This window comes from Nocardiopsis sp. ATB16-24 (genome assembly GCF_030271535.1).
Lineage (GTDB): Bacteria > Actinomycetota > Actinomycetes > Streptosporangiales > Streptosporangiaceae > Nocardiopsis.
On sequence record NZ_JASCXJ010000003.1, the window covers coordinates 233062 to 249869 of the forward strand.

A 16808-nucleotide genomic window follows, 5' to 3' on the forward strand; every position below is an offset into this window, starting at 1 on the left:
GAAAAGGAAAAGCACATGAGTGCCACGCGGCGTCGGTCCACGGGTTCGCCGACGGGGGTCGCACGTAAGGAAGAGATCGTGCGGGCCGCCACCAAGACCTTCGCCGAGAAGGGGTTCGCGAACGCGACCGTTCGCGATATCGCCTATGAAGCGGAGATCCTCTCGGGAAGCCTCTATTACTACTTCAGCTCCAAAGAAGAGATGGTGGCGGAGGCCTTGTCCTCCTACCTCGACCTCACCGTGGCGGGATATCGGCGTGCGGTCGAACAATCCGGTGATCCGGTGGAGGCGTTGGAGGAGTTGATCCGGGTCGCGTTGCACGGTGTCGTTCAGCACAGGGATGAGGTGACCATCCTGCAGAACGATTGGCACTACGTGGGTCCCTTGACGGTGATCGCGAGTCGTCAACGCGAGGTCGAACAGATCTGGCTGAACGTGATCGAGCAGGGAGTGGTCGCCGGCGCCTTCCGCTCGGACCTGGGTACTCGCATGATCTACCGCACCGTCATGGGAGCGATCCAGGCGGTCATCCGCTGGTTCGACCCCCAAGGGGAGAGAACCGTGGACGACGTGATCGACGTGCAGTGTTCGATCTTCCTCGACGGGATCCGGTCGACCGACTGAGTCGATTCACGGCGTACGACGACGGGCACCCCTCACTTAGCAAGCGATTGCTCGACCAAAGGAGAAGTCATGGCCACAGCGTTCGTGCTGAACGCCGAGCTCGGGCCGGTCATCGCTCGTTACCTGGAAGAGAACAGTCCGGTCGAGCACAACAGGGACCAAGGCCGCACATTGCCGAAGGCTTGGTCAGGGCTGGCCTCCGAGGTCGATGTCGCAGGGTTGCTCGTTCCCGACTCCCTGGGAGGGCAAGGGGCGGGCCTGGTCGAACTCGGCGCCGCGCTGCTCGAAGCGGGGCGCCATGGTTGGTCAGGCCCGTTGACCGCCGTCGCCGGTGTGGCGGTGAGCCTGTTGCGGGCCGCCGACCCACAGGACACGGCGGGCCTCCAACGCCGGATCGCGGAGGAAGGACGTGTCGTGGTCCCGGCCTTCCACCAGGACGCGACCGGGGAGAGCCTGGTCGGTACCGCCACGTTGAGGGACGGTCGGGTCGACGGTCGGTGGCGGTTCGTCGACAGCGGTGCTCATGCCATGGACCTGGTGCTGGCGGTGTACGAGGCGGACGAGCCGGTGCTGGTCGCGGTGTGTGTCGGCGATGAAGGGGTCGATGTCCGAGCACAGGACGGGGTCGACCCGGGCCGAGGTCTTGCTTCGGTCGAGCTCGACGCGGCGCCGGCACGGGTGGTCGCCAGGGGGCAGGTCGTGGAGACGGCCGTGCGTGACGCCTGGCGTGTGGGTTCCTTGCTGATCGCCACGGACGCGCTGGGAGCCGCGGAGCGCGCGTTCGAGCTCTCCAGAGAGTACGCCGGTACGCGGGAGCAGTTCGGTCGCGCGATCGGATCGTTCCAGGTGATCAAGCACAAGTTGGTGGACATGTACGCCGAACTCGAATTGGCGCGTAGCGCCATTGGCGAGGCGTTGCGTCTGAGCCAGGAGCGGACGGACGGATGGCGGGAGGCCGCCTCGGCCGCCGCGGCTGTGGTGGGCGACGCCGGCACCTATATCCTGCGCGAGGCGATCCAGGTTCACGGCGGCATCGGCTTCACCTGGGAGCACGAGCTCTCCCATCACTTCCGCCGGGTGATGGCGTGCCGGGGACTGTACGGCACTCCGAAGCTGCACCGGGACTTCGTGGCGACAGCGAAGGGGTTGTCATGAGTGATCTCCCCACTCGTGTGGTGCTTCGCGAGGTCGGACCGAGGGACGGATTGCAGAACGAGCCCCCGGTGCCCACCGCCGACAAGATCCGTCTCATCGACGAGCTCGCGACCACCGGTATCAGCGAGATCGAGGCGGTCTCCTACGTACATCCGCGAGCGATCCCGCAGATGGCCGACGCCGCCGAGGTCTGGGCGGGCCACCGTCGTGATCCGGCCGTCCGCTACTCCGCGCTCGTGCCCAACCTGGTCGGTGCGCGCCGTGCGATCGAGGCCGGGTTCACCGACATCGAGGCCGTCGTCTCGGCCTCACGCACCCACAACCAGCGCAACCTGAACCGCGATCCGGAAGAGTCGTTGGAGGCCATCACCGAGCTGATCGAGCTCGCTCATGACCATGGGGTCGCCTGTCAGGTCATCGTGGCCACGGCGTTCGGGTGCCCCTACGAGGGGGAGGTCCCCGAGGAACGGGTGAGCGGGCTGGCCACGAGGGCCGTCGCGGCGGGGGCGGACAGTATCTGTTTCGGCGACACGACCGGTATGGGTTCGCCGCCCCGAGTGCGGCGTCTGTTGGGGCGCTTCAAGGAGGCGTCGCCCGATACACAGGTCGCACTGCATCTGCACGACACCCGTGGCACCGGGATGGCCAACCTCGTCGCCGGCCTGGAGATGGGGGTGGACCGTTTCGACGCGAGTGTCGGAGGTCTGGGGGGATGCCCGTACGCACCGGGAGCGAGCGGGAACATCGCGACGGAGGAAGCGGTCTACCTCCTTCACGAGTTCGGTATCGAAACGGGTGTGGACCTCGACCGGATGCTGGAAGTCGCCGAGACCGCACAGCGGATCGTGGGCAGGGAGCTCACGTCGCGATTGCTCAAGGCCGGGCCCCGTACGCGGTTGGCCGTCTGACCCGGGAAACCTCCGACGCCCCTGCTCTCGGTGGGGGCGCCGGCGCCCATGCGGGCACATCCTCAAGGAGAATCTGTCATGCCTTTGGACCCAAGCCGGATCGGTACCACCGTCGGACCCCTGACCGTCAGCTGGACCGACCAGGACTCGCTTCTGTACGCCTTGGCGGTCGGCGCCGGCCAGCAGGACCCGCTCGCGGAACTGGCGTTCACCACCGAGAATTCCGAGGGGATCGCACAGCAGGTCGTTCCCAGCTTCGCGGTGGTGTTGGGTTTCGGGGAGGGCCTGCCCGACATCGGCGACTACGACCCGACCCGGGCGGTCCACGCGGAGCAGGTGATGCACCTCGAAGGTCCGCTCCCGGCCTCCGGTAGCGCCACCGTGACCACCGTCGTCACCGACATCTGGGACAAGGGCCGCGACGCCATCGCGTGGACCGAGACCGAGTTGGTGGACCAGGAGTCCGGGAAGTTGCTCGCACGCACCCGTACGGGGGCCTTCCTCGGGGGTGCGGGGGGCTTTGGGGGCGAACGTGGTGAGAGCGTTTCATGGCGACTCCCCGAAAGGGAGCCGGACCTCGATGCCCGTGCCCGCACCCGCCCTGAGCAGGCGCTGCTCTACCGGTTGACCGGTGATCGCAACCCGTTGCACTCGGACCCGACCTTCGCGGCGCGCGGGGGCTTCGACCGCCCGATCCTGCACGGCATGTGCACCTATGGCTATACGGCTCGGATCCTCGTCAACGAGCTGGCCCAGGGTGACACCGGGCGCATGGCCTCGATGAGCGGCCGCTTCACCCGTCCGGTCTTTCCCGGTGACGAGTTGACCATCCAGGCCTGGATCGAGGCGGATGGTGGGAGCGTGCTGTTCCGTACCCTCAATGAGGCCGGTGAGCCGGTGCTCGACCGTGGTCGGATGGAGCTGCGCCCGTAGTGACCCCGCATGGCGTTCTGGTTCGAGGGGCGGCGACAGGCCGCGATCGGTGCGTGACGCAGATCATGTTCATGTGACATAAATCAAGCGATCGCTTCAGTAAAGCAAGCGGTTGATATAAGATAAGTCACATGAGCCGAGCATCCCCCTTGAGGGTCGTCGAGTACTGTCGCGGCGTTGTCGCCCCTGGCCACCGAACCCGAATGCGTCGACGCGCCCCCGATGGGGGACGACGACTCCCCGCTTGGACGTCCGAGGTGTCCGCGCTGGTGAGGGCGGGTGGCGGCCGGTTCCCCTTCGCACCCGAAGCCTTTCGGGAGCGAAGCTCCGGCGCCGTGCTCCACGGTTCGGGGCCGGGCTGAGATGGCCGTCGACTTCGCTCCGACCGGGGAGCAGGCCACCATCGTGGAGACGGTGCGACGTTTCCTGGAGCGGGAAGTGCACCCGCTCGAACCAGAGTTCCTTCGACGTGAGCGTGAGGGCTCGCCCGGACTGGAGGAGGCGCGGCCGGAATCGCGGGCCAGGGCCCGCAGATCCGGCCTTGGGGGACTGGGCACCCCGGAGGAGTACGGCGGCGCGGGACCGGACCCGGTGACCCGGTCCTTGGTCCACACCGAGGTGGGGCGCACGTACGCTCCCTTCGCCCCCGGTGCTGAAGCCGACGACATCCTCTACCGGGCGACCCCCGCACGACAAGAGGAGTGCCTGTTCCCCCACCCTGGAGGGGACAAGACGATCATGCTTCACCATGACCGAGCCCGACCACGGTGTACGCGACGGAGGCGCGACGGCTTTCTCGTCGACCGCACCGACGGGTGGACCTCTTCGCCCATCGACACGATGGGCGGGACACGACCCGCCTCACTCCTCTTCGACGGTGTACGGGTTCCCGGAACCCGTGTGCCGGGTGAAGTGGGCCAGGGCTTCCGTCTGGCGATGGAGTGGATCGACCGGGGCAGGTTCGTCCTTGCCTCGTATGCGTTGGGGATCGCTCACCGTGCGCTGGAGATGGGCACCGACGGGATGCGGCGGCTGATCATCTCCCGGGACCTGCTGCGTGGTCGCACGCGTGTGGGCGCCCATCTGCCCTGACCGGGCGCACCGACCAAGGCGCGGGCCCGCCGAGATCTCCGGTGGCCGCTGCGCGAACAAGCCCTCGGAGAGGTTCCGAAGGAGCCCTTCGAAAAAGGGGACACAGGGCGGCGTGATTTCGACGAAGCCCGGTTTCTCACGTTGATCACCGTTCGAACGGGCGAGCTGTGCCGGGTGACGTGCCTGCACGGCAAAAGACGACCGTAACGGATCTCACCACGTCGATCAGTGTTCGAGAAGAAGGGGAACCATGATCACCCATCGTTCGAATCGTGTGCGCCGCCGTGTCCTCGCGGCGGGAGCGGCCACCGTGGCCTTGCTCATGGTGGCCGCGTGCGGAGGATCCGAGAGCGGCGCGGAGGAAACGAGCCACCTCATCGGGTTCCCCGCGCTCACTTCAGGCCCGTCCTCGTTCGCGGGAGTGCCGTTGACCCAGGGGGCGCGACTGGCGGCCGACGAGATCAACGAGACCGCCTTCCTCGGTGAGGGAACCACCGTGGAACTCCAGATCGACGACATCAACGACGATCCGGCTCGGGCCATCTCCCTGTATCAGGAGTATGTCTCCGACGGTGCCTCTGGAGTGCTGTGCTGTGGTGCGTCGGAGACCGGAGCGCTCGCGCCGCTGATCAAGGAGGGAGAGGTGCCGGGTGTGGTCACCTCTTCCAACCGTGCGGAAGCCGTCGAGGTCCCGCATGTCTTCAGTTCCGTGCTGCTACCCGCCGCAGAAGGCGGAATGTACGACTCGTTCGTCGATGCGATAGTGCCGGACCAAGGTTATGAGACCGCGGTCATGGTGGTGAACGGCGACCTCGATCCGATGGTCGCCGATGGTGAGGTCTGGACGGCCGCGCTGGAGCGGAACGGGATCGAGATCCTCGAGACGATCTCGATCGCCGCGGCCGATACCAACCATGTCGGTCCGGCGACGGAGATCGCGGCCGTCGACCCGGACGTGGTCGTTTCCAGCATGCTGGGCGGCTCCACCGCTCAGCTCGCGCGTGCGCTGCGTGAGCGGGGCTTCGACAAGCGCATTCTGACCAGTTACGGAGCTTCCGGGCCGACCCTGTTCGAGACGGCGGGACATGCGATGGAAGGGGTCACCTTCCCGACCCCGTTCGCCGCCACCCACCCGCGCAACGAGATGGCGAAGTCGTTCGTGACGGCCTACGAGGAGGAGTTCGGGGAGCAGCCCGACCTGTTCGCGGCCCAGGGGTACACCGCGATGTGGCTGATGGCCCATGGCCTGAAGGGCGCGGGGAGCACCGACCCGGCGTTGGTCAAGGAAGCACTGGCGTCGGTGGAGGAGTACGAGACCGTTTACGGGTCGGTGACGGTCGAGGAGGGGCAGTCCGTCGCCCACGACCCCGGGATCGTCTTGGAATGGGAGGCCGACGGCTCGCTTCGCGAATTGGAACTGGGCTGAGACGACCGTTGGTGGTGACCCGGCCGTGGTGTGGACCACGGCCGGGTCGTTGGTATGAGGCTTCCGCGAACGTGAGTCACGCCCGCTCGAATCGGAGGCTTTCCGGCGGGGACGCGTAGGCCGGACCCGAACAAGGGAGAGAAGAGACCGTGATCCCCGAACCTGTGGTGACCCCTTACACGCCGGCGCGTCTGCCCGACGGTGAGGTGATGACCGGACTCGGTCAGGTCTTGGCCCGGCGTGCGCGAATGACCCCTGACCTGCCCGCGATCCGGACCGAGGAACGTACCTGGACCTTCGCCGAACTCGACGCGGAGGCCATCAGACTCGCGTCGTGGCTGGTCGGGCGTGGGCTGGGGCCCGGAGACCGGGTCGCGGTGCTCGGTACGCACCATCCGCGGACACTGGCCGCCGTCCATGGAGCCGCTCGCGCGGGCATGATCCCCGTCGTCGTGAATCCTTTGTCGGCGCCACGTGAACTGACGGAAATGGTCGCCGACTGTGATCCCGCGGCGATCGTGCTCGCCGGTGGGGAGGCACCAGGACTTTCCGCTGAGCCGCCGGCCGATCGGGTACTGCTCGGTCTGGGGGGCGGGCCCTCACCCGAGAACCTGGTGGCACCCGATCCCGGCACCGCGCCGTACGCACCCGCCGGACCCGACGAGGTGGGATTGATGCTCTACACCTCCGGTACCACGGGGCGGCCCAAGGGAATCGAGTTGACCGGGCACAACCTGGTGGCGCAGTACGGCGCGATCCAGGACCTCAACGAGCTCGGTCCCGGTTCGGTGGCCATGGCACCCCTTCCCTTCTTCCACATCGCCGGACTCGGGTACGCCGTCCTGGCCACGCTCAACGGGGCGGAATTGCTGCTGCTCCCGAGCGTCCCGGCAACGGAGTTGGCCTCTGTGTGGCTCGAGTACGGGGTGACCCACGTCGTGGTGGTTCCCGCGATCCTGCAAGCGTTGGTGGGGCGGGCCGATGTTCGCGGGAGGGATTGGAGTCGGCTCCGCTACATGACCTATGGGGCGTCGGCCATGACCCCCGAACTCTTGCGTGAGGCCCAGGAGGTCTTCGGATGCCGCTTCCTTCAAGGGTACGGACTCACCGAGACCACCGGCGGCGTGACGTTGCTGAGCCCGGACGACCACGACAGGGCCGATCAGGAGCCCCACCGGTTGGCGAGCGTGGGGCGCTCTTTGCCGGGGAGCGCCGTCGCCGTGATCGACCCTGACACGCTGGAGGTGCTGCCGCCGGGTGCCCATGGTGAGGTCGTCGTCGGCGGGCACCAGGTGATGCGGGGTTACTGGCGCGATCCCGAGGAGACGGCCTCGGCCAGAGTCGGCGGTTGGTTCCGTACGGGCGATGTGGGTTCCTTCGATGAGGACGGGTTCCTCTACCTGCACGACCGCCTCAAGGACATGCTGATCAGCGGTGGTGAGAACGTCTACCCGGCCGAGATCGAGCGGGTGCTGTCATCGCTTCCCGGGATCCTGGACGCCGCCGTGGTGGGGGTGCCCTCACGGCGATGGGGCGAGTCCCCCTTCGCGGTGGTGGTTCGTGCACTCGGTAGTGAGATCGACGAGGAGACGGTACTCACACACTGCAGGGAGCAGCTGGCCCGGTTCAAGGTGCCGACGGGCGTCGCCTTCGTCGTCGAGTTGCCGCGCAACGCGACGGGAAAGGTGCGCAGGGGCGAGCTCCGGCGGTGGGTCCTGACGCGGACCGAGGGGGCCGGCGGCTGAATCGGACGGGCGTCGTGCCCGCTCAGCCGAGGTGTGTCTCCACGTCCGAAGAGAGGTCGGTTCCGCACCCCCCTTGCGTGATGGCGGTCACTGTGTAATCATCAGGCTTAATTTGATCAAGCAATTGCTTGAAAACGAAAGGGCGATCGTGTCTCGCACCTCCCTCCTCCTCAAGCGTGGTCGACTCGCCGTCGCGGGCGTCGCCGTCGTGATGGCGGCAGCGGGCTGCGGTGCCGATGAACCCTCCGACAGTGGAGCGGAGACGGTTCTGATCGGGGCGGCCATCAGCACGTCCGGCCCGTCGGCCTTCGCCGGTGTTCCGGTCCGCCAAGGCATCGAGCTCGCCGTCGACCAGGCCAACGCGGAGGGCGTTCTCGGGCCGGACACCGAGATCGAGTTGGAGGTCGTGGACGTGGCAGCGGACCCCGCGGCGGCCATCGCCGCGTACAGACAGTTCGAGGCCGACGGCGCGGCCGGTGTGCTGTGCTGCACCCTGGGAAGCGAGGCGGGAGCCCTTCAACCGGTGATGGCCCAGTCGGTCACCCCGGGTGTGGTCACCGTTTCCATCCTGGAGGATCTCGCGGAGCCGCCCCACCTCTTCCGTCCGTTCGAGGTCCCCTCGGAGCCGGGCGGTATCTACGACGAGTTCCTCGACGCCGTGGCCGAAGCGGGCTTCAAGACCGCGGTCATGGTCGTCAACGACGACAACGACGCCATGGTCCAGGACGCCCGGGTCTACGAGGAAGGGCTCGAGCGCAACGGGATCGAGGTCCTGGAGACGATCAACGCCGGAACGGCGGAGACGTCCTTCACCGGCGTCGCGACGACGATCACGGCGCAGGACCCCGACATCGTGGTGGCGAGCACGATCGGATCCTCGACCGCTTCCTTGGCCCGTTCCCTGAGGGAACGCGGCTTCGACCGGCCCGTGGTCTCCAACGTCGGCGCGGACAGCGCGGCCGCCTATGAGGCCTCGGCCCACATGATGGAGGGGACCGTCTTCCCGACGCCCTTCCACGCGGAGCACCCCGTCAACGAGGCCGGGGCCGAGTTCGTGGTCGAGTACGAGGAGGCCTTCGGTGCATCGCCGGACATGTTCGCGGCCCAGGGCTACACGGCGGCACAGACCCTCATCACCGCCATCTCCCAGGGAGAGGGAACCGACCCGGAATCGGTCGGTGAGGCGCTTGCGAACCTCACCGAACTGGAGAGCGTCTACGGAACCTTGACCTTCGAGGACGGGCAGGCCGAGGTCGCGGAAACGGCACGTCACCTGGTGTGGGGCGCCGACGGTGAAGTGGAGCTCTGGGAACCGGCGGACCCGTGAGGGCCATGGCGGTTTCGACGATGACCCCATCGATGGTGGTGGACCCGCGAAAGAGGGAGGCGTATATGACGACGGCGGGGGACGCGAACCTGTCGCTCGACGAGGTGCGGCGGCTGCGGGCGTGGCTGGACGAGCGTGAGATCACCCAGGTCATCTACCGCCTGGCACGTGCCTCCGACCGTGGTGACGTCGATTTGGCGGCGGAGTGCTACCACGAAGGGGCGACCGAGGACCACGGGGGCTTCGTCGGCCCGGCCCGGGAGTTCCTCCACCGGCGTGGCCCGATCCAGTTCGCCGAGACCCCCGATATCCCGCTGATGTGGCACGGGGTCACCAACATCCGTGTGGAGCTGGACGGTGACCGCGCTTTCGTGGAATCCCTGGTATTCGTCTGGCAGCGCCTGGTCAAAGACGGTGTCGAGTTCGATATTCCGGTGGCGGGAAGATATCTGGACACCTTTGAAAAGCGTGCCGGAGAGTGGCGGATCTCGGCCCGTACCTTGGTCTTCGACGCCTCTCGGATCGAAATGACAACTCCCGATTATTGGGATGCTTTCAATAAACCTCGAGAGCTTCTACGGCTCGGTTCGCGGAGCAAGGAAGACATCTCCTACACCATGGCGGAGGAGTTCCGTGAGAACTTCGCTCGTTAAGGGTTTCCATTCGGATCGCTCCTGGTGAAAAGGCGATTTCCACGTCGGATGTCGCCCGAGTCGGCGATCCGGAGCGGGTGACATCTCATTCCAGGAAAAGTTGATCAGAGCGGAAACCATCGTGTCGAAAAGTCTTCAGAAAGAAGGAAATCCCATGACCGCTGATCGTCGTGGACGTACCCGTGGCCGTGTCCTCACCGCGGGGGCCGCCGCGTTGACCCTGCTCATCGCGACCGCGTGCGGTGGGGCCGAGAACGCCGAGGACGAGGCGAGCCACCTCATCGGCTTCCCGGCGCTCACCTCGGGCCCGGCCGCTTTCGCGGGGGTGCCCATCACCGAGGGCGCGCAGTTGGCGACCAAGGAGATCAACGAGAGCGGCTTTCTCGGTGAGGGCGTGACCATCGACCTCGAGATCGAGGACATCAACAACGACCCCGCCCAGGCCATCTCCCTGTACCAGCAGTACGTCGCCGATGGGGCGAGCGCGGTGCTGTGCTGCGGCCTCTCCGCGGAGGCCGGTGCGCTCGCACCGGTGATCGCGCAGACCGGGACGCCCGGTGTGGTCACCTCGGCCGTTCTGCCCGGCCTGGCGGACCCGCCCCACATCGTGCGGCCGGTGATCATCCCCTCCGAGCCCGGTGGCCTCTACGACCAGTTCATCGATGACGTCGTGCCCGCCGAGGAGATCGAGACCGCGGTCCTCCTGGTCACGGCCGACAACGACGGCATGGTGGCCGACGCCGATATCTGGCAAGAGGCGCTCGAACGCAATGGTGTCGAGGTCCTCAAGCGCATCAACACCCAGTCCGCCGACACCAACTACACGCAGGCGGCGACCGAGGTCCAATCCCTGGCCCCCGACGCCGTCGTCAGTTCGATGTTGGGTACTCCGTCGGCGCTCTTCGCTCGCTCGCTGCGCGAACGCGGCTTCGAGGAGCCGATCCTGGCCAACTACGGCGTCGACAGCGCCGAGCTCTTCGAAACGTCCGGAAAGGGCCTGCGCAACACGATCTTCTTCAGCCCCTTCCACTCCGAACTGACGGAGAACGAGACGGCGCAGCGATTCGTGGAGCTCTACGAGGAGGAGTACGGCTCCCAGCCCGACATGTACGGGGCCCAGGGTTACACGGCGATGTGGCTGGTGGCCGAAGCCCTCAAGGAGGCCGGCTCCGGAGAGCCGGAGGACGTGGCCGAGGCCCTGTCGAACATCACCTCCCTGGAGACCGTGTACGGCCCGGTCAGCTACGAGGAGGGCCAGGCGCAGATGGACTCCAAGGCGACCTACCTGCGGTGGACCGAGGAGGGAACCCTCGAGAGCTGGGAGGGCTGAGGGCCGGTGAGCGGAAGAAACGACGGCTCGAATGCCGCATGAGACATGGAACGGAGGAAACGGGATGGAGCTCGGCATAGCGTGCGCGTTCGAGTCCGGATCGACCGCTTCTCTGTATGACGCGATTCAGGCGGGGGCGAAGGCGGCCGAAGAACTCGGCTTCTCCTCCTGGTGGGCGCTCGGTGACCGGGAGGTCGCCACGAGCACGTCGCACGACCCCACGTTGGGTCTGTACTGCGTGGCCCGCTCCTCCCAGACGATGCGCCTCGGTTTGGCGGGTGACCTTCTCTCCGTGCGGGCCGCGGCGGTGCGCGCCAAACAGCTCGCCAGCCTCGACTGGTTCTCCGGCGGGCGGCTGGAGTTGGGCCTCGACGTGGGCGAACCGCCGGAGGGCCTTGTGGAGGACGACGGCCCTCCCGAGAACGTGGACTCCCTTGGGGTCTCCATGGACCGATTGGCGGCGATGGAGGCGTTGTGGACACAGCGTCGCGGCCGGATCCGAAACGACACGGTCGAGTTCTCGAAGGTGATCGCCCTCCCCAAGACCGTGGGGGAACGCCCTCTCCCGGTGCACCTACGGGACGCGGCGGTCCTGCCGCGGGCGCTCGAACGCCGTGGGCACGTCGAAGGGTGGCTCGCGTGGCGCTTGGACGAGCACGAGCTGCGTAGCGGTCTGAGGGAACTGGACGACGCTCTCGGCTCCGACGCGACCAAGGTCCGACGTACCTGGTTCGTCGACGCGGACCAGGTGGAGGCGAGTAGGGAAGTGGCCCTCGCGGCCGGTGTCCACGAGTTGGTCGCCGTCTTCGAGCACGTCCCCGGGCCCGGCGAACTGAGAAAGGTGAGCGCATGAGCACGAACGGCGCCGGTGTCGTGGGCAGTCGTGGCCGGGTCCAGATCGGGCTCGTGGATCTCTTCGACGGGAGCCGGAAGCGGAACCTGGGCTTCATGGCCGAGTTCGCCCGAACCGCGGAGAACTCGGGATTCGACGGTATCTGGATGCCGGAGCACGTCCTGTTCTTCGACGAGTACGACTCGGTCTATCCGTACCCGGAGGCACCGCTCGCGGCCGATCCGGACGTCAAGGAACAGCACAACAAGGTCGTCGACGGCAAGGCCCGGGTCGAGTCCGCCCCGGAACAGGGACTGCTCGACATGTTCCAGACCGCGATCGAGGTCTGCGCGGCCACGACGCGACTGCGTTTCGGTAGTTCGGTACTCCTTCTCCCGTTGCGCAACCCCCGTCTTCTCGCCCGCGAGGCGCTGACGGTCGCGGAGCTGACCGGCGGCAGGTTCGACCTGGGCGTGGGCCTGGGATGGTCCGCCGAGGAGTTCGCGGCCTGCGAGAGCGACTTCACCGTACGTGGAAAACGTTCTGAGCGATTGATCAACGAGCTGGCGACCGCTTGGAGCGGGGATCAGGGAGACCGGTCCCGGTCGCTCCCGACCGGGATCACCCCGCCGCGAATGCTCGTCGGTGGCCACTCCAAGGCGGCGGTACGACGCGCGGGGACCATCGCGGACGGTTGGTACCCGTGGAACCTGACCCCCGCGGAATTCGAAGAGGGCCTGGCGTCCCTGGAACGACACCTGGCCACGGCGGGGCGCACACGTGACGACGTGCACGTCATCGCCGGCTTCCGCGCCGTCGGGGAGATCGCCGATCTCTCGCACATCGTGGCTCGGTACGCAGAGCTCGGTGTCGACGGCGTCAACATCTCATTGCGGATGACCGAGGACAACTACGCGCAGGTCATGTCCGAGGTCGCGGACGCCTTGGGTCTGGCGGGATTGGATACATGATGACGACAAAGACGACCGAGGGCTTCGATACCCCCGTGGAAGAGTTCAGGGCGGAGGTACGTCAGTGGCTCTCTGAGAACGTTCCTGCCGAGAGACTCCGACCTTGGACCACCAAGGAGGGGTTCGACCAGCACCGTCGGTGGGAACGCACCCTCTTCCAGGGCGGGTACGCGGCCGTCGACTGGCCGGTCGAGTACGGGGGCCGTGGCGCCGGGCTGCGGCACACGATCACCTTCGCCGAGGAGTACTACCGCGCACGCGCCCCGGAGCGCGTCAACATGGGCGGCCTCTACCTGCTCGGCCCGGTGCTCATGCAGTACGGGACCGAGGAGCAACGTCGTCGGTGGATCCCCGACCTGCTCTCTTGCAGCACCATCTGGTGCCAGGGCTTCTCCGAACCCGGGGCGGGCTCGGACCTGGGGTCGCTACGCACACGAGCCGACCGTGACGGCGATCACTACGTCGTCAACGGTCAAAAGATCTGGACATCGATGGGAGGCTTCGCCGACTGGATCTTCGCACTCGTGCGGACCGACCCGGAAGCGGCGAAAAAGCGCAAGCACGCGGGCATCAGCTTCCTGTGCATCGACTTGCGCTCCCCCGGTGTCGAGGTCCGGCCGCTCACCATGGTCGACGGCACCCAAGGTTTCGCCGAGGTGTTCTTCACCGACGTTCGGGTCCCGGTGGAGAACGTGGTCGGGGAGGTCGGCCAGGGCTGGCAGGTCGCGATGTCGACGCTGGGCTTCGAGCGAGGGGCCGTCTTCGGCGACCACGCGAAGTTCTCCAACGATGTCGCGGCGCTGGCCGGGCTGGTCCACCACCGGGGCTTCGCCGACGACACGCTCGCCCTGGACGAACTGGGCAGGGTCCTGGTCTCCACCGAGGTCTACCGAGCCAACGTCTACCGGCTGGCCGCGCTGGCCGAGGCGGGGGGCGACCTGGACCGCACCGCGAGCATCAACAAGCTCTACTGGACCGAGATGCAACACGACATCTTCGCCACCGGGCTACGCCTCATGGCGGAGGAGGGCGCCATCGTCGGCGATACGAGCGCGATCGACGAGAACGACCCTCTCACCGCGCGTGCCTGGCAGGAATGGCATCACCGTTATTGGTACTCGCGAGGGGCCATGATCTTCGGCGGTACCTCGGAGATCCAGCGCAACATCATCAGCGAGCGAGTGCTCGGACTACCGAAGGAGCCCCGACCGTCATGACTGCGACCTTGGACATGGACCGTCGTCAGCTCGAAGAGGTCACCGCCGATCTTCTGGGGCACTACAGCGGGTTGGACCATCTACGTGCCCGGCTCGACGCCGGCGAGGCGCACAGCCCGCAGCTGTGGAAGCGGTTCGCCGAGACGGGTCTTGTCTCCGCATTGGTCGAGGAGGAACGTGGTGGGGCCGGGCTCACCCCCCAGCACCTGCCGGGAGTCTTGCACGCGATGGGATACCACGCGGTCCCCGAACCTTTCCTGGAGACCGCGGTGCTGGGTGCGACGGTGCTCGGAGCCTTCCCCGACCATCCCGAATCCTCCGCCCGGCTCGAAGCGCTGGCGGAGGGTGAGTTGATCGTCGGGATCCGGTCGAGCCACCTCGACCCCTATGTGGCCTTCGGCGCGAACGCGGATCTGGTGCTCGACGTCACCTCCGAGGGGCGGGTGACGGTGTACCGGCCCGAGGAACTGGACATCGAAGAGCTCAACGCCGTGGACCCTTTGCGGCCGGTGACCCGGGTGACGCCTCGGGGTTCGGGTGAGGTGCTCGGTACCTCCTCTGAAACCGCGACGCTGGTGAGCACTCTGGCAGTGGCCGGCGCGGCGTGTCAGTTGGCGGGTGCGGCACGCCGACTCGTGGACCTCACCGTCGAATACGTCAACGTGCGACACCAGTTCGGTCGCCCGGTCGGCTCCTTCCAGGCGGTCAAGCACAAGATCGCCGACGTGGCGGTCGGCGTCGACATGGCCGAGGCCGCCGCGGCGAGCGCACTCGGCGACCTCGATCAGGAAGGTGCCGCTCGCAGGGCGGCAGTGGCCAAAGCGTACGCTGGTCAGGCCGCGGATCACGCGAATGTGGAGGCGCTCCAGCTGCACGGCGGCACGGGCTTCACGTGGGAGTACCACCTCCATTTCTGGCTGAAGCGGGTGATGAGTCTGAGCGCCGCTTATGGAACCACGACGACCCATCGCCGTGCGCTCGCCCAAAGCCTGCTGACCCACATGAGCAAGGAGGATCGAGGATGAGCGAACTCGGCTTCTGGCGGCTCGCGGCCGCAGACCCCGACGCCTGTGCCGTGGTCGAACCCGACGGCTCACGCGTCTCACGAGGGCGACTCCTTGCACAGGCGAACGCGATGGCACGGCTGCTACGGGAGCAGGGACTCGAGCGCGGCGATCGGGTCGTCGGCGTGGCCGCCAACGAGGCGGCGAACCTGGCCCTGGTGTTGGCCTGTCAACAGAGCGGCGCCTACTACGTTCCCATCAACACCGCGCTGACCACCACGGAAGTGGCGCACATCCTGGCCGACGCCGAGCCGGTAGTGGTGATCGCTTCCGTGGCCTACACCGAGATGCTCGCCGCGGCGGCCGAAGAGGTCGGTTTCCCCGTCGAGCGGCGATTCGCGCTCGGTGAGGCGGAGGGCTTTCGGGATCTTCTCACCGAGAGCGCGGGGTGTCCCTCCGGGCCGCTCGAAAATCGCACTCCCGGTTCCTACCTGGGATACACCTCGGGTACGACCGGCCGTCCCAAGGGTGTGTACCGACCACTGGCCGAGGGTGACCCCGACGACGTCTTCGCCGCCGGAGCGCAGTGGCAACTCGGGATGTTCGACATCACGCCGTTGAACGAGGGCAAGCACCTGGTCACCTCGCCCTTGAGTCACACGGCCGTCAGCGGTCTGGCCGTCACCTCCCTCCACTTCGGGCACGCCGTCGTCCTGATGGAGCGTTTCGACGCCGAGCTGGTTCTGCGCCTCATCGACCAGGAACGGATCACCACCACCCATATGGTGCCGACCCAACTGCACCGGCTCCTTCGGCTGCCCGCCGAGGTCCGGTCCCGTTACGACGTCGGTTCCATGCGCAACCTGGTCCATGGCGCGGGTCCCTGCCCGGAAGAGACCAAGCGGGAGATCATCGACTGGTTCGGTGAGGTGGTCTGGGAGTACTACGGAGCCACCGAGGCGGCCGGCACCGTGATCTCCGCACCGGAGTGGCTCCAGCGCCCGGGAAGCGTGGGACGTCCACAGCCGGGCGCGGAGGTCATGATCCTCGGATCCGACGGCCAGGAGCTGCCGACGGGTGAGAGCGGCAGGGTCTACCTGCGGATGGGCACCCGTGCGTTCGAGTACCGCGGCGATCCGGACAAGACCCGGGCCTCCCGGGTCGGTGACTTCGTCACGGTGGGCGACCTCGGCCGGCTGGACGAGGAGGGTTACCTCTACCTGCTCGGCCGTTCGTCGGAGGTGGTGGTCAGCGGCGGGATCAACGTCTATCCGGCCGAGGTCGAGGCGGCGATCCTGAGCCACCACGAGGTCGAGGACGTGGGCGTGATCGGCGTTCCGGACCCCGAGTGGGGCGAGCGCGTGGTCGCGGTCGTCCAAGTGCGCCCCGACTCGGCGCTCGCGACCGATGAGCGGTCCGCCCAAGCAGTGTTGCAGGAGTACCTCGCGGACCGCCTGGCCCGCTACAAGGTTCCTCGAACCGTCACGGTGGTGGAGCGGCTCCCACGCGCGGCCAACGGCAAACTGCGCAAGCAGCTCCTGGTACCGATGGCTCAGCGCTGAACGGCGTTGGACACCAGATTCGTCCTTCC

15 protein-coding genes are annotated in these 16808 nt (G+C 67.1%); all 15 read left to right on the forward strand.

What is annotated here, in order from left to right; translation table 11 throughout:
* Positions 1–15: 15 nt before the first annotated feature.
* The 15 genes from PFX91_RS05315 (at position 16) to PFX91_RS05385 (ending at position 16779) form a co-directional block, all read left to right on the forward strand.
* Complete coding sequence (locus PFX91_RS05315) at positions 16–624, forward strand: TetR/AcrR family transcriptional regulator (protein WP_285729837.1); 609 nt, start codon at positions 16–18, stop codon at positions 622–624.
* Positions 625–693: 69 nt separating this feature from the next.
* Positions 694–1779, forward strand: coding sequence for an acyl-CoA dehydrogenase family protein (locus tag PFX91_RS05320; protein ID WP_285729838.1), 1086 nt, complete (start codon positions 694–696; stop codon positions 1777–1779).
* Complete coding sequence (locus PFX91_RS05325) at positions 1776–2687, forward strand: hydroxymethylglutaryl-CoA lyase (protein ID WP_285729839.1); 912 nt, start codon at positions 1776–1778, stop codon at positions 2685–2687. Before PFX91_RS05320 ends, PFX91_RS05325 begins: the two co-directional genes overlap by 4 nt.
* 78 nt (positions 2688–2765) lie before the next feature.
* Entirely contained in the window at positions 2766–3620 is an 855-nt protein-coding gene (locus tag PFX91_RS05330; protein ID WP_285729840.1) for a MaoC/PaaZ C-terminal domain-containing protein, read from the forward strand.
* A gap of 363 nt (positions 3621–3983) precedes the next feature.
* Entirely contained in the window at positions 3984–4712 is a 729-nt protein-coding gene (locus tag PFX91_RS05335; protein WP_285729842.1) for an acyl-CoA dehydrogenase family protein, read from the forward strand.
* Between the two features lie 250 nt (positions 4713–4962).
* Entirely contained in the window at positions 4963–6138 is a 1176-nt protein-coding gene (locus PFX91_RS05340) for an ABC transporter substrate-binding protein (protein ID WP_285729843.1), read from the forward strand.
* Positions 6139–6287: 149 nt separating this feature from the next.
* Entirely contained in the window at positions 6288–7883 is a 1596-nt protein-coding gene (locus tag PFX91_RS05345; protein WP_285729845.1) for a class I adenylate-forming enzyme family protein, read from the forward strand.
* 148 nt (positions 7884–8031) lie between these two features.
* Positions 8032–9210, forward strand: a complete 1179-nt coding sequence (locus tag PFX91_RS05350) for an ABC transporter substrate-binding protein (RefSeq protein WP_285729846.1) — start codon at positions 8032–8034, stop codon at positions 9208–9210.
* Positions 9211–9275: 65 nt separating this feature from the next.
* Complete coding sequence (locus PFX91_RS05355; RefSeq protein ID WP_285729847.1) at positions 9276–9863, forward strand: nuclear transport factor 2 family protein; 588 nt, start codon at positions 9276–9278, stop codon at positions 9861–9863.
* Between the two features lie 154 nt (positions 9864–10017).
* On the forward strand, positions 10018–11193 hold the full coding sequence (locus tag PFX91_RS05360) for an ABC transporter substrate-binding protein (protein ID WP_285729849.1): 1176 nt from the start codon (positions 10018–10020) through the stop codon (positions 11191–11193).
* A 64-nt stretch (positions 11194–11257) separates the two neighbouring features.
* Positions 11258–12046: an LLM class flavin-dependent oxidoreductase gene (locus tag PFX91_RS05365; RefSeq protein ID WP_285729850.1), complete on the forward strand. Its 789-nt coding sequence runs from the start codon at positions 11258–11260 to the stop codon at positions 12044–12046.
* Entirely contained in the window at positions 12043–12996 is a 954-nt protein-coding gene (locus PFX91_RS05370) for an LLM class flavin-dependent oxidoreductase (protein WP_285729851.1), read from the forward strand. The genes PFX91_RS05365 and PFX91_RS05370 overlap by 4 nt, the downstream gene beginning before the upstream one ends.
* Positions 12997–13031: 35 nt before the next feature.
* Positions 13032–14213 (forward strand): acyl-CoA dehydrogenase family protein, encoded by a 1182-nt coding sequence (locus tag PFX91_RS05375; protein WP_285729853.1) that lies wholly within the window; start codon positions 13032–13034, stop codon positions 14211–14213.
* Positions 14210–15238 (forward strand): acyl-CoA dehydrogenase family protein, encoded by a 1029-nt coding sequence (locus tag PFX91_RS05380; protein WP_285729854.1) that lies wholly within the window; start codon positions 14210–14212, stop codon positions 15236–15238. The genes PFX91_RS05375 and PFX91_RS05380 overlap by 4 nt, the downstream gene beginning before the upstream one ends.
* Positions 15235–16779, forward strand: a complete 1545-nt coding sequence (locus PFX91_RS05385; protein WP_285729855.1) for an AMP-binding protein — start codon at positions 15235–15237, stop codon at positions 16777–16779. Before PFX91_RS05380 ends, PFX91_RS05385 begins: the two co-directional genes overlap by 4 nt.
* Positions 16780–16808 lie beyond the last annotated feature (29 nt).